Below are 13508 nucleotides of genomic sequence, written 5' to 3' on the forward strand. Positions count from 1 at the left end.
AATCTCTAAGAGATGGAACTCTCTTAAAGTATAATGCACCCATTTCTAATGTCTCTCTAAACGAAAGAGCAAACAGTTCTTTTAAAACTGCTAAGGAAAGAATTAGTGCGTCTGGGTATTTCTTAGGTCTACCTTTGGAGGTAGATTTTTGAGGAAGTTGTGGTAAAATATTGTTGTAAAATTTTTTAACAAGTTTGAGTATTTTCTTTATGTTAGTTCTTCTCATATCAGGGGAGATTATATCATCTCCCCTTTTATTTTTGAACCACTTCCTCTTATTTTTGAAACACTCCCCAAAAGGTATTGACTATTTTACATTTTATGTTAAAATAAATTACGGTGACGCCGGGGTGGCGGAATTGGGAGACGCAGCGGACTTAAAATCCGCTGGGGGTTACACCTCCGTGTCGGTTCGAGTCCGATCCCCGGCACCACTTGAGAATAATAGGAGTGTTGTTATATACGATGCGGGGTGGAGCAGTCTGGAAGCTCGTTGGGCTCATAACCCAAAGGCCGCAGGTTCAAATCCTGCCCCCGCTACCAGAAAAAGGTGGAACCAAAAAGGGTTCTACCTTTTTTTTATCTAGTCTGGGAGTGTTTTAGGTGTTAGTATCGAGAAAGAATTGTTTTTCATTTGTTGACTGTGAAAACATTCGTAGTAATTTTCTTGATATTTTTTACAAATTTGTGGAGAAAATTACTATAAAGACTGAAGATTTTTTGCATAAGATGATGAAAAGATTGTTGTGGTAAAATCTTCAAGGAATATTAGAATTTAGTAGATATTATTTGGTAGCACATTGGTTGCCAATTACATCGTTTATAATAGAATAACAAAAACATTTTGTGAAAATTTTATGACGAGAGATGTTTTTCTTTTTTTTAAAAATAATGAAAGGTAAGAAAAAGTAGATTAATAATGATAATTTTCATACTATGACTTCTAAATTTATATTTATCACTGTAAGATTTATTGGGATAGCTATAAATTTTTTAATTACGAAGGGGGAGTTGTATGAGATTTCACAGATATCATTTTATTTCAGTATGTTTTTCTATATTGTTTTATTTAATAACTTCATATGTAAACTCAATGGGTTCGAAATTGGGGTTAGCATATTCGCAGATTGGTATGATAAATTTTTTTGGTGCACTTTCTTACGTGATAACTAGTATTAGTATAGGTCATCTTGGTGATAAGTTTGGTTATAAAAAGATATTGATAGTGGAGTTTTTACTGTATTTTTTCTTTTTAGTTGTTTCATTGAATTTATCAGGTGTATTTTCTTTAGTAGTAATAGCTGTTATATCAAACTTATTTTTTGGAAGTTTTTATCCTCAAATTGAAGGACTAATATCAAAAAGCGAATCGTTAGCAAATTTTCCACATTCTAAAACAGTTATGAGATTTAATCTTTCGTGGAGTTTTGGAAATATCATTGGGATGGCTTTGGGCCCATTTATGACTGTAAAATATCCACAAATAATATTTGGATATGGTTTATTTCTTTCTGCTGCTATGAGTATTTTTGTTTGGTATGATTACAAAAGCTTTGGAAATTACATAAAACTTTTGGGTTGCGATTTTAAAATGGAAAAGATAGTGAAAAATATAAAAAGATATAGGTTAGTGTATAGAAGTACGTTGTTTTTTTCAGGACTTTTGTATACGTCAGTTTTGGCTCTTTTTCCAAAATTAATAAGTTCATATGGTACGGCGCTTAGTTTAACAGGATTTTTAATTGCCTTTGCAAATTTATCAGTTTTTTTGACTTTTTTATTTATGGGAAAATTTAACTTTTGGGTGGGAAAACCAAAGATTTCTTTTTATTTTTTATTAGTATTGCCGGTAACTTCCCTTCTTATGTTTTTTAAACCATCGCCAATGTTATTTTTGGTAATTTCTTTCTTGAGTGGAATGTGTTACGCTATTCCATATACATTTGCAATATACTATGGGCTTCATTCTGAAGAAGATGATCAGGGAAAGCAAGGAGGATTTCATGAAGCTGTAATTGGTCTTTTGTTTGGTTTTGGTCCATTAATTGGTGGAACTTTTTTGGATTATTTTTCTGGGATAAAGGGGCTTGGAATTTTTGGACTATTGTTGACGATTATAGTATTTTTTATTCAAATAAGGTTTTTAATAAAAAAATAGGGGCTTTTGCCCCTTATTTATTTAATCTTTTATATACTTCATGTGCAAGGAATGAACCTACATGTTCTGCAAATGTATTAGGGCCAAACCCCGCATCGTATCCCAGTTCTTTTGCAAGCTCATGTGTTATTCTTGGCCCGCCAACTACCAATACTAATTTTTCTCTTAAGCCTTCTGCTTCAAGTAATTCCACAAGTTCGGTAAGGTGTTTTATATGTATATTTTTTTGAGTAACGGTTTGTGAGACAAGTAATGCATCTGCGTTAACCTCGATTGCTTTTTTTACAAATTCTTCAACTGGCACTTGACTTCCCATGTTGTATATTTCGAACATTTCGTATCTTTCAAGTCCGTAGTGTCCGGCAAATCCTTTCATGTTTAAAATAGCATCTAGCCCAACTGTGTGTGCGTCAGTTCCTATAGTGGCACCTACTACTACTATTTTTCTGCCTATTTTTTCTTTTATAAATTTATCTATCTCATACATTGTCATTTCCTCGACGTGGACTTTTGGAACATGTATACTTGTATAGTCTATTGTGTGAATGCAATCTCCATAGCCAATGAAAAATGTAAAACCCTTTGTTAATTCTTTTGAAAATACTATTTGTGGATTTTCAAGACCCATTTTTTTCATTAGTATTTTTGCCGCTTCTGTTGCTTCATCTCCAAATGGTACAGGTAGTGTAAAACTTACTTGTAATTTCCCATCATTCATGGTGTCACCGTAGGGTTTAACCGCTTTAAGGTTTAGTGTTTTGTCTATATTCTTTTTTTCAAGATTGTATCCACTCATTCTTGACACCTTCTTTCTAACATTTTATCAAAAAATGGGTTTATATAATTTTTGCCTTTCATAAATACTCCGTCAAGTCCTTTTCCGCCATTTATTGGTCTTTTTATATTTGCAAATACTCCTAAACTTAAAGCTTTAAAAAGCCCGATTTCTGATATTTTTTCGAGGAGTTCTATAGCTTCATTTAAAACTTGTTTGGCTCTATTTTGTATTAAACCATTTTCTTTAAAGTATATTTCATCTCCTATGTTTTTCATGTTATTAAATATGTATTTTGCCGTTTCGATTGCAAGGTATCTATCTGACATAAATGGTGTATGGATAGCTTCAGTTAACATGCCTAGAAGTTGGATTCCTTGTTTAGTCCAAATTGAAATTACGTTGAACATTGCATCTTGAACTAGTCCTTTGAATATATTTCCTGTCATATATTTTGTTGGAGGCATGTATTTTAAAGGAGCTTTTGGAAATATTTCCCTTGCCATTTGAGCTTGTGCAAGCTCGTATAAAAAGCCATTTTCAAGATCAGGATTCATTTCAAATGCGTGGCCTAAACCCATTTGTTCTTCGGGAAGATTTGCTATTAATGCAAGTTGTTCGTTTATAAATTGTGAGGCAAGAACGGTATGTGCTTCTTGATATGCATCGGCAGTTGTAAGATAATTGTCCTCACCTGTGTTTATTATTATCCCAGCAAATCCATTTATTACTCTTGAAAAATGCTGATCAATTATAGTTCTTTGCATATTAATATCCCGAAATAGGATGCCGTAAAGGGCATCGTTTAACATCATATCTAATCTTTCAATAGCTCCCATTGCGGCTATTTCTGGCATACAAAGGCCTGATGCATAATTTACTTGTCTGATATATCTTCCGACTTCGCGGGAAACCTCATCTAGTGCTTCCCTCATTATTTTAAAGTTTTCCTGAGTAGCATAAGTCCCCCCAAAACCTTCTGTAGTTGGGCCATATGGTACATAGTCAAGTAAACTTTGTGCAGTAGAACGAATTACCGCAATTATATCTGCACCTTGTCGTGCGGCAGCCTGTGCCTGGACGACATCTTCGTATATATTTCCCGTGGCAACTATTACATAAAGATATGGTTGCTTTCCATCACCAATTTCATTTATCATTTTTTCTCGTGTGTTTTTATTTTCTTTTATACGGTTTATTGTGCTTTCAACTAATGGATTTAGAATATCCAATACATTTTCTATGGGATGTGTTTTTACTTTGCTTAAATCCAATTCTTTTTTGGATATTTTTTCTGCTATTTCTTGTGGAGAGAGTTCTGTTTCTATCATTGCGTTTCCAATAAAATATGCTGCACCTTGTTCTAAAATTCCTTTTTCTTTTAAGTGATCAACAACGACATTTGGAAGAGGGACTTTTTCGTTATTTGTTCCATCTATACCTAAAAATCTGCATATTGTTCTTTCGATAGAAGTTGTGGAGCGAGGTTCTACGAATTCTTTTATATCTTTGGCTATTTTTTGGGCAAGTTTTTTTGCGTAGTCTACTTTTTTGAAATCAAGTCCTAGTTTACTCTCCATTTTCCAATACCTCCTCTATTTTTTCCACTATATTGTTGTCTATATCTAGTAATTTTAATATTTTTATTGCTTCTTTTGGGGAATTTTTTTGCGTTATTTCTTCAAGCGAATAGTCAAAATAATCTTGTAATTCTTTGTTTTTGTCTATTTTTTCTATATCTTTTAATCCCTTAACTCTTAAATGACGCATATTTGAAGATAGTACATTGTCAAAATGTGTAGTTATTGCGCATACTATATTTGGTTTGTTAAATAACTTTGCAATTGCTTTAACTATAGCTCTTCCTTCTAATGGGTTTGTCGTACGCGCAGGTTCATCAAGTAAAATCAAAAATTTTTTATTACTTTGTATTTGTTTAAATATGTTATTTAAAATTTTCATTTCAGCGGCAAATGAAGAAAGTCCAAGTTTTTCATCTTGAAAATCTCCTGAAATAAAGAAGATATCATCAAAAATTGGCAAAAAGGCGTTTTCCGCTGGAATATAAAATCCTTTTTGAAATAAAATTTGAGAAAGTGCTATTGTTTTTAAAAGAATAGTTTTTCCACCCATATTTGCACCGGTTATAATTTGTGTGCCGTTTTTTAAGGTTATATCTACTTTTTGAAAATGTTTTCCGGTATTTTCGAGTATTTCTTTTACTTCAGGGTTAAAAAGCTTAGAAAGTTTTATAGTAAGTTGCTCCGATATATTGGGTTTTTTTAGATCCAGTTTTGTGGAAAGTTCCATTTTTGATATGGAAAGATCCAAAAATCCAATAATTTCATAGTTTTTTAAAAAATTATGTGAATGTCTGGATAATTTTTCGGAAAGATTTTTGCATATCTTTTCCTCTATTTCTTTTTCTTTTATGGATAACTTGAGTAATCTTTCTTCATCTTTTATTTTAGCTTTTTCTTTTCTTATATTTTCAAGTTCTTTGTCATAGCTACTGTATATGTAAAAGGTTGGAAGGTTTTGGTTTTCTGGATCTAGAATTTGGAAAGGTTTATGTAATTTTTCAAGCTTAAAGCAATCAAGAAGATTTAAATCTTTGAGAATTTCAAATAATTCGTTTGAAAAGTATGAGAATTGTTTTAATTGAAACAGTTCAATTTCATCAAGTGTTGTTCCAGTTGTTAATTTATTTATAGTTTTAAGTATATCCTGAAAATGTGAGAGAATGTTTTTGATTTTATCAATTGGTATATCAAACAATTTTTCCATAGCTTTTAGATGGAATTGTATTGTATCTTTATCCGATAAAAGATTTAGATTTTCAAGGTATCTTTTTCCAATTTGCGAGGAAAAGTCCAAATTTTGTTTGATGTAATCAAAACCTATATCCATTCACCTTCAACCTTTCTAACGTTTAATATGGGTAATTTTATTTTGCTTGATAGTTTTTCGATTAGTAGTTTGTCGTCTATTACAAAGCCATTTGGGGAATATGGATTTACCGTAACTAAACACAAATTTGGTTTGTGTAGCACCAATATCTTTCCACCTTTTTTTTGATAGAGTTTTAAATAAAAACTATTTACAAATATTTTTGAAAAATCCTTAACTACCAAAGTTGGATAGGTATTATTATTTATCAATTTCTTTAAAAATTTTTCAGTTAATGCCCCGCCTATTAGAATTTCCTTTTGGTCTTTTATTAAACTTAAATCATTAATATTCAAAGATGAACGTGCTATTAGTTTTAAATCTTTTGTAAATATACCTGATTTTATATCCAACTTTTCAGGGTATAAAGGAAGGTTTATTTTGTAAAATAAATCCAATGTTTTTTCAACTATTTTTTCTATATCCAAACTTACTGCAGCACCAGTTGAAAGTACTACTGCATCGCTTAATGTTGAACTACTTATTCTAGACAATGCCCCGTCTATTAGTATTTTTTCTGCTCCAAATGTTTGAAGTATTGAATTTATTTCTTTGAGCCATTGGATTGTAGTGGGACCTGATAAAATTATTTTTCCTTTTTCAAGTGCCTTTGCAATTATTACTCTTCCCGTTGATGTGCTTCTGTCTGAAACATATAGTATTTCTGAAAGAAAATTTTTCCTTTTGTAAAAATTTTCTGTAGTTACAAATAAGATCCCATTATCGACTAATATGTTTGGTTTTTTTGTGAAAGTTACTTGATCTGTATCTTCACCATCAATTCCAATTGATGTGACTCCTAGTACAAAATCTTTCTGCAAATGCTTTAGCAGAAAATTAAACGTTTCTGTTTTTCCTGTGTTTTTTTCCAATCCTACAATTGCTATTGTTTTGAATTTTTTAAACAAATTTATCAAAGGAATTTTAACGAAAGTAGAGCATCTCCTTCCACACATAATTCGTCTTTTTCGTTAAAAATTAACGTGGAAACTTTTATCCTCTTTTTTTCATCATGCTTTTCCAATACTTTTATTTTTATTTTTATGTTTTCCCCTACGTATACAGGCCTTAAAAATTTTGCGTTTTGTGACATGTATATTGTTCCAGGACCTGGAAACTCCATTCCCAAAACATATGAAATATAACCAAGGAGAAGAATGCCGTGGGCAATTCTTCCTCCAAAAATAGATTTTTTGGCATATTCTTCATCAATATGTACAGGATTTTTGTCTCCTGTAATTTCTGCAAATTGAAATACATGTTTTTCTTCTACCTTTATAACCTTTTCATATGTTTGGCCAACGCTTAATTCTTCATATTTCATCTTTTTTCTCCCCTTTTTTCTTTCCAGTTTTTGATTCTTTCATGTCTTTCAAGGTGTGTAGGTTCGATGGATATTTTTTTGCTTTCATAAAGAGAAGCAATGCCTGTAAACTCGTATTTTCTTCTGTATTCACTATCGTCTACATCTGATTTTGTTTCTTCTGGTTCGTGATATGCAACGATAACACCTTCATAATTACGTAAAATTGCGGTGTTATTTGAATAAGAGATTAGATATTGCGGCATTAACCTAATTTTCCCGCCACCTGCTGGTGCATCAACAACGTATGTTGGAACACAAAAACCTGAAGTATGTCCAATTAAGCTTTCTATTATTCTCAATCCAGTTCCAATGGATGTTCTAAAGTGAGAAATTCCTTGTGAAAGATCACATTGGTAAATATAGTACGGTCTTACCCTTATTTTTACAAGTTGGTGGACAAGTTCCATCATAATATATGGACTATCGTTTATTCCGCGTAAAAGTACAGATTGATTTCCCAATGGAATACCGGCATCTGCAAGCATTTCACAAGCTTTCGAACTTTCAGGTGTTATTTCTTTTGGATGGTTAAATTGCATATTAATCCATATTGGATGATATTTTTTTAGCATATTGGTGAGTTCTTTTGTAACGATTTGTGGCATGACCACAGGTGCCCTTGTTCCTATTCTAATTATCTCCACATGTTTTATCTTTCTCAATTCTTTTAATATGTATTCAAGCATATCGATTCCAGCAAGTAATGCGTCTCCACCGGAAAGTAATACATCTCTAACTTCAGGAGTTTCCCTTATGTATTCGATAGCTGCATCTATTTCACTTTTTGTTCTAGCTTTATCATGTTGACCTGCAAATCTTCTTCTTGTACAGTGTCTACAATACATAGCACACATATCGGTAATTAAAAACAAAACCCTATCTGGATATCTGTGTGTTAATCCTGGAACTGGAGAATCTTCATCTTCGTGTAGTGGATCAACCATATCCCAAGGTTTTAGTTCAAGTTCTTTTATTGTAGGTACTGCTTGTCTTCTAATGGGGCATTTTGGATTATCAGGATCCATAAGCGAGGCGTAATAAGGTGTTATTGCCATTCTCAAAGTTTTAAGGCTTTGTCTTATTCCTTCTTCTTCTTCTTTGGTAAGGTTGATTACTTTTTTTAAAGTGTCTACGTCTGTTATTCTGTTTCTTATTTGCCATTTCCAATCATTCCATTCTTCCTCTGTTACATCTTTCCAAAGTGGTATATCTTTATAATGTCTCATCCTATCCCCCCATTAACAATATTTTGATTCAAATAGCTTTCTTATTTCATTAGATTCCCTGATAATATTCAAACTTAGTTGTGCGTGACCCTTAGTATATCCATTTCCAATTATCATGGTTATGTCTTTTCCCACACCTTCAGCTCCCAAGGCTGCCCGAGTGAAAGATGTTGCCATACTAAAGAAATAAATTATTCCTTCATCTTTAGTAATTAATATAGAAGACATTTCAGTACCTTCGACGTTAACGTTGTTAATAGTTACATCTGCAAGTTCACTAACTTCTGTGAATTTTTGGTATACTTCCACAGGTTTTGTGGCATCTGCGACTATTACGCGGTGTGCAAGGTTTAAATCAATTATTTTTTGAGCATTTTCCTTGGAATATTCTATTACAATAACTTTGCCATTTTTTCCAACATTTTTCATTGCTTGATAGGTACAAAGTATTCCAGATTTTCCACCACCACCTATTATTGCAACTGTCATTCCAGGTTTTACAAGTTTATTTACTTGCGCTGGTGCACCTGCAACATCTAAAACGGCAAGTGCAAGTTTTTCTGGAATGTCATCTGGAAGTTTTGCGTAAATTCCCGTTTCAAATAATATTGCTTTTCCCTTTATATCCACTTGTTCCGCATCAATTTTTATATCTAGAATTTCGTCAATTTTTAGTGGGGTAAGGGAAAGGGATACAAGGGTTGCAATTTTATCTCCTACCTTTAGGTCTGTTTTTAAATCTTTTCCTATTTCTTTAACAGTCCCTATTAACATACCACCACTACCAGTTACGGGATTTTGAAGCTTTCCCTTTTCTTTTACTATTGAGAGAATTGTTTTTTTTATGCATTCGATATTGTTGTTACACGAATTTTTTATCTGAGTAAAGCTTGCAGAGTCCACGTTTAAAGTCTTTACATCTATTAGTATTTCGTTGGAATAGATTTCCATGTTGTTATCTATTTTTTTTGCAGCTTGTGGTAAAAAACCTTCTGGTTCAATAACCCTGTGCGTTCCATATGGACATCCCTTTTTATTTACCATCTTACTCCTCCTTTTTTATTCCCAAAATTTTTCTTGCCTCATCTGGGGTTGCAATTTCCCTTCCCAACTCCTTTGCAATTCTTACAATTCTTTCCACAAGTTGGGCATTCGATTTTGCAAGCACCCCTTTTTTATAATAGATGTTATCTTCAAATCCCACTCTGACGTGTCCACCCATGAGTATGGCGTGAACTGCCAATGGAAGTTCATATTTTCCTATACCTGCAACACTCCATGTAGAACCTTTTGGAAGTTTTGAAACTAGATAAACGAGATCATCTATCGTTGCTGGTATTGCCCCAGGCACTCCCATAACAAAATCAAAATGGAGTGGTAAATCAAGTATTCCTTTTTTTACTAGATTTAATGTATTTTGAATCATTCCACGTTCGAAAACTTCAATTTCTGGTTTTATACTTCTTTTTTTCATTTCAATAGCAAACTTTTCTATGTATTCCATTGGATTTAAAAAGACATCATTTCCAAAATTGCAAGTTCCTGCACTAAGTGTTGCCATTTCTGGATTTGTTAGTAATGGTTGCATTCTTTCTTCGAAGGTGTGCCACGTTGCTCCACCTGTGGAAGGTTGAAAGATTATGTTACACTTTTTTTCTATCTTTTCCTTTATTTCTTTGTAGATTTCGTATGATTGTGTAGGTGTTCCATCATTGTTCCGTGCGTGGATATGTGCAATAGATGCACCTGCAAGGTAACATTCGTATACTTCATCTGCAATTTCATCTGGTGTAATGGGAAGATTGGGCTGTTTTTCTTTTGTAACTTCTGCACCTGTTACGGCAACGGTGATTATAAGTTTTTCCATGTTATCCCCTTCTTTGTTTGTCGAGTGGAACTACACATGTTCCTATAGCTTTACAAACAATTATTGGTTCTTCCAATACATCTGCTGCACTATCGTTTATATCCGGTCTTGCAGTTATAATCTTTTTTGCTATAAATTCCATTTTTCTAGAAGTTTTACCGACTTTAATTATTTGGCCAGTTATTTCTATAAAGTCCCCTGCATAAACAGGTGCTAAAAATTCAATATTTTCATATGCGCGAAACAATCCTTCATCTCCATCATGACGAATGAGTAATTCCGTTGCAACATCACCAAAAAGCTGCAAAATTTTTGCACCATCAACTAAATTGCCACCATAATGGGCATCTGCACTACTCATTCGTACTTTTAATGTGGTTTTCACATAATCCCCCCTTTATTTTTACATTACAGTTTTAATATTAACAGAACAGGGGGTATTAAGCAAAATTTGTAAAATATTATTAAAAATGATTAACTTAATTTAGCTTTTTTAATGTGTTTTTTATTTATTTTTTCAAAGATACTTTTAAATTTTTATTTTTTATTTGATTTTATGAGTTTTTGTATGGTAAAATAATTCTGTCTTTAATGAGAGGAGTGTATTAAACTATGAGGAAGATCTCCTTGGTTATTTTGCTTGTCTCAGTTTTTGCATTTCCCAGTTATTTTATTTTAAGCTATTATGTACAACCTGGGGATACTATATATAAACTATCTCAGGTATTTGGGGTTTCACCGTCTGTCATCCTTGATTGGAATGATATTGATCCGTATAATTTGAAGGTCGGCGAAGTTTTAAAGATACCTCAACCTTCTGGTATTATATACGAGGTTCAACAAGGAGATAGTCTTTATTCAATTGCGTTGAGATTTTTTGCAACGGTAGATGATATAAAAGTTGCAAATGAATTAAAAAGTACTTATATTTACGTGGGACAAAAATTATTTGTTCCTTTGAATTATGTTGGGAAAGCTTTTAATATATATGATAAAAATTTTATTTGGCCGATTTTTGGAAAGATTTCTTCTACATATGGATGGAGAATGCACCCTATTTATCATAAAAAAAGTTTTCACACAGGGGTAGATATTTCTGCACCAATGGGGACTCCTATCTTTTCTGCTACAAATGGAGTTGTGAAATTTGCAGGTGAATATGGGGGTTATGGACTTGCAGTTATAGTTGATTATGGTAGTTACGACATAGTTTATGGTCATATGTCGAAAATATGTGTGTATAAAGGTCAGAGCTTAAGAAGAGGTGAATTAATTGGAAGAGTAGGTTCAACAGGGGTAAGTACCGGCCCACATTTACATTTTGAAGTGAGAAGAAATGGAAGACATACAAATCCTATGGCTTTTCTTCCTTCGTATGGAAGGATGTACGTGTTAAGGGATGAAGGTTTGTATTTAGGTGGTGAATAAAAAATGGAATTTTTTGAGAGGGTTTATAGGATATCTAATGAAGATGTAGAAAAATTGGAAGAATATTTTTTTGATAAACAAATTAACAATTATTATTTTTATGAAACAAAAGAGGGAATTTTTTTAGTTGTAGTTAGTGAAAAAAAGGAATTTGATTTTGATTTTTCATTTGACATTGTTGAAGAAAGGGTAACATCATCAGATGATTGGGTGAAGAATTTAATTTCTCGCCCTTTTGAATTCATTGAAGGTGTATGGATAGATCCAGATTTTCACGATATAAAAAAGGGAGTAGTTATAAAGATAACACCAGGACTTGCATTTGGTACAGGACTTCACGATACAACGAAACTTGCTGCGTCTTTTTTGAAGGAGTATTTAAGACCAGGTATGGATGTTTTGGACTTAGGTTGTGGTAGCGGTATATTAAGTATTTTATCTAAAAAATTAGGTGCAAATAGAGTTTTAGGTGTTGATAATGATCCACTTGCCGTTGAATCTGCTCTTGAAAATGTAAAAAAGAATAATGAAGATGTTGAAATTAGAGAGTCAAACTTGTTTAAAAACATAGATGGGAAGTACGATTTGATTGTATCAAATATAATTGCCGAAATTTTAATAGAAGCGTTGGAGGATATGCCTAAATATTTAAAAAAGGATGGAATAGTTATTTTATCCGGGATTATAGATTCAAAATTAGATTTATTTAAGCATTTAAATATTATAGAACATCGGAGGAAAAACGAATGGAATGCACTGGTGATAAAGTTTTAAATAAAATAGTTGCCAAACAACTTGGACGGAAGATTACTAATTTTTGCAATGTTACACGTTTTTGTTCTTATGGATTTCCACAGGTTGTTGTTAGTTTGCCTGTTAAAGATGGAAAACCTTTTCCTACATTGTATTATTTAACGTGTCCTTTTCTTGTAAAAGAGGTATCTCGATTGGAAGAAAAGGGAATGATAAAAGAAATTGAAAGAATAATAAGCGAAGATGAAAGGTTTAAAGAGCGTCTATTTTTAGCACACAAGAAAGTTATATATTTAAGAGATAAGTTTTTTTTAGAAAAAGAGTTTTTAGATTTTAAACGTTGGAGAGAAGAATTAAAGAAAGTAGGAACAGGAGGGATTTCAAATTTTTCAAAGGTAAAGTGTTTGCATCTGCATTTAGCAGATTTTTTATCTGGGATAGAAAATCCAGTTGGAGAACTTGTTTTTAAAAAATTAGAAAGATCGGAATGTGAAGATAAATATTGTGAGGGATTATAGTGTACATAGAAATAGTTGTTCCTGGAAAACTTTCTAAGCATCTTCAAGATGCTTTTGATTTTTATTTGGGGAAGATAAAAAGATTTGCGAAGGTAAAAGTAACTTTTGTTAAATTGGGTGGAGATCTTAACAAACTTTCGAGAGGTGTTATACTTAAAAATGAAGCAAAGGAGATTTTAAGTAAAATAAAGGGGAGGAAATTTGTTTTACTTGACCTTTTTGGGAAACAAATTGATAGTTTGGAATTTTCTAAATTTTTAAGCATGCAGATGCTTGAAGGGGAGATTGTTTTTGTTATAGGAGGGCCATTGGGGGTAGATGAGCAATTAAGGAGATTATCTTTAAAGAGGATATCGTTATCAAAATTTACTTTCACACATGAAATGGTACTAATATTGCTATTAGAACAGATTTTTAGGGGATTTAAAATAATAAATAACGAAAAATATCACTATTAGGAGTGTGAAA

15 protein-coding genes, 2 tRNA genes and 1 pseudogene are annotated in these 13508 nt (G+C 32.3%); 8 read left to right on the forward strand and 10 right to left on the reverse strand.

The features are described 5' to 3' along the window. Positions 1–226: pseudogene (locus tag AS157_RS07975) on the reverse strand (hypothetical protein); the annotation flags it as partial. A 118-nt stretch (positions 227–344) separates the two neighbouring features. On the opposite strand from AS157_RS07975, the gene AS157_RS07980 reads away from it, so the two are divergent. The 4 genes from AS157_RS07980 (at position 345) to AS157_RS07995 (ending at position 2158) form a co-directional block, all read left to right on the forward strand. Continuing rightward, positions 345–434, forward strand: a tRNA-Leu gene (locus AS157_RS07980). 32 nt (positions 435–466) lie between these two features. Next, positions 467–543 (forward strand) — tRNA-Met (locus tag AS157_RS07985). Between the two features lie 60 nt (positions 544–603). Further along, on the forward strand, positions 604–753 hold the full coding sequence (locus tag AS157_RS07990) for a hypothetical protein (protein WP_156033489.1): 150 nt from the start codon (positions 604–606) through the stop codon (positions 751–753). A gap of 262 nt (positions 754–1015) precedes the next feature. Then, on the forward strand, positions 1016–2158 hold the full coding sequence (locus AS157_RS07995) for an MFS transporter (protein ID WP_077288852.1): 1143 nt from the start codon (positions 1016–1018) through the stop codon (positions 2156–2158). A 13-nt stretch (positions 2159–2171) separates the two neighbouring features. Here AS157_RS07995 and kamE read toward each other — a convergent pair whose 3' ends face one another. Genes kamE through kal form a run of 9 tightly spaced genes read right to left on the reverse strand, consistent with a single transcriptional unit; the run spans position 2172 to position 10726 of the window. Further along, positions 2172–2954, reverse strand: coding sequence for a lysine 5,6-aminomutase subunit beta (gene kamE, locus AS157_RS08000; RefSeq protein ID WP_077197908.1), 783 nt, complete (start codon positions 2952–2954; stop codon positions 2172–2174). Then, entirely contained in the window at positions 2951–4513 is a 1563-nt protein-coding gene (gene kamD, locus AS157_RS08005; protein ID WP_077288851.1) for a lysine 5,6-aminomutase subunit alpha, read from the reverse strand. Before kamD ends, kamE begins: the two co-directional genes overlap by 4 nt. Then, a complete protein-coding gene (kamC, locus tag AS157_RS08010; protein WP_077288850.1) occupies positions 4503–5843 on the reverse strand; it encodes a lysine 5,6-aminomutase reactivase ATPase KamC in 1341 nt (446 codons plus the stop codon). Before kamC ends, kamD begins: the two co-directional genes overlap by 11 nt. Next, entirely contained in the window at positions 5834–6838 is a 1005-nt protein-coding gene (kamB, locus tag AS157_RS08015; protein WP_077288849.1) for a lysine 5,6-aminomutase reactivase subunit KamB, read from the reverse strand. The genes kamC and kamB overlap by 10 nt, the downstream gene beginning before the upstream one ends. Further along, on the reverse strand, positions 6796–7206 hold the full coding sequence (locus AS157_RS08020; RefSeq protein ID WP_077288848.1) for a MaoC family dehydratase: 411 nt from the start codon (positions 7204–7206) through the stop codon (positions 6796–6798). Before AS157_RS08020 ends, kamB begins: the two co-directional genes overlap by 43 nt. Then, on the reverse strand, positions 7203–8474 hold the full coding sequence (gene kamA / locus AS157_RS08025) for a lysine 2,3-aminomutase (protein WP_077288847.1): 1272 nt from the start codon (positions 8472–8474) through the stop codon (positions 7203–7205). Before kamA ends, AS157_RS08020 begins: the two co-directional genes overlap by 4 nt. A gap of 12 nt (positions 8475–8486) precedes the next feature. After that, entirely contained in the window at positions 8487–9518 is a 1032-nt protein-coding gene (gene kdd / locus AS157_RS08030) for an L-erythro-3,5-diaminohexanoate dehydrogenase (RefSeq protein ID WP_077288846.1), read from the reverse strand. A 1-nt stretch (position 9519) separates the two neighbouring features. Beyond that, positions 9520–10341, reverse strand: coding sequence for a 3-keto-5-aminohexanoate cleavage enzyme (gene kce / locus AS157_RS08035; protein WP_077288845.1), 822 nt, complete (start codon positions 10339–10341; stop codon positions 9520–9522). A 1-nt stretch (position 10342) separates the two neighbouring features. Beyond that, a complete protein-coding gene (gene kal, locus AS157_RS08040) occupies positions 10343–10726 on the reverse strand; it encodes a 3-aminobutyryl-CoA ammonia lyase (protein ID WP_143611738.1) in 384 nt (127 codons plus the stop codon). A 227-nt stretch (positions 10727–10953) separates the two neighbouring features. Between kal and AS157_RS08045 the strand changes: the two genes are divergently transcribed. From AS157_RS08045 to AS157_RS08060, 4 genes are read left to right on the forward strand one after another with little or no spacing between them, the layout of a single operon-like run. Continuing rightward, entirely contained in the window at positions 10954–11769 is an 816-nt protein-coding gene (locus AS157_RS08045) for a peptidoglycan DD-metalloendopeptidase family protein (protein ID WP_077288844.1), read from the forward strand. A 3-nt stretch (positions 11770–11772) separates the two neighbouring features. Further along, entirely contained in the window at positions 11773–12543 is a 771-nt protein-coding gene (locus AS157_RS08050) for a 50S ribosomal protein L11 methyltransferase (RefSeq protein WP_077197901.1), read from the forward strand. Then, positions 12516–13040 (forward strand): DUF501 domain-containing protein, encoded by a 525-nt coding sequence (locus AS157_RS08055; RefSeq protein WP_077288843.1) that lies wholly within the window; start codon positions 12516–12518, stop codon positions 13038–13040. The genes AS157_RS08050 and AS157_RS08055 overlap by 28 nt, the downstream gene beginning before the upstream one ends. Continuing rightward, entirely contained in the window at positions 13040–13498 is a 459-nt protein-coding gene (locus AS157_RS08060; RefSeq protein WP_077288842.1) for a 23S rRNA (pseudouridine(1915)-N(3))-methyltransferase RlmH, read from the forward strand. The genes AS157_RS08055 and AS157_RS08060 overlap by 1 nt, the downstream gene beginning before the upstream one ends. Positions 13499–13508 lie beyond the last annotated feature (10 nt).

The sequence above is a fragment of the Thermosipho sp. 1244 genome, from assembly GCF_018588215.1.
Taxonomy (GTDB): Bacteria; Thermotogota; Thermotogae; order Thermotogales; family Fervidobacteriaceae; genus Thermosipho; species Thermosipho affectus.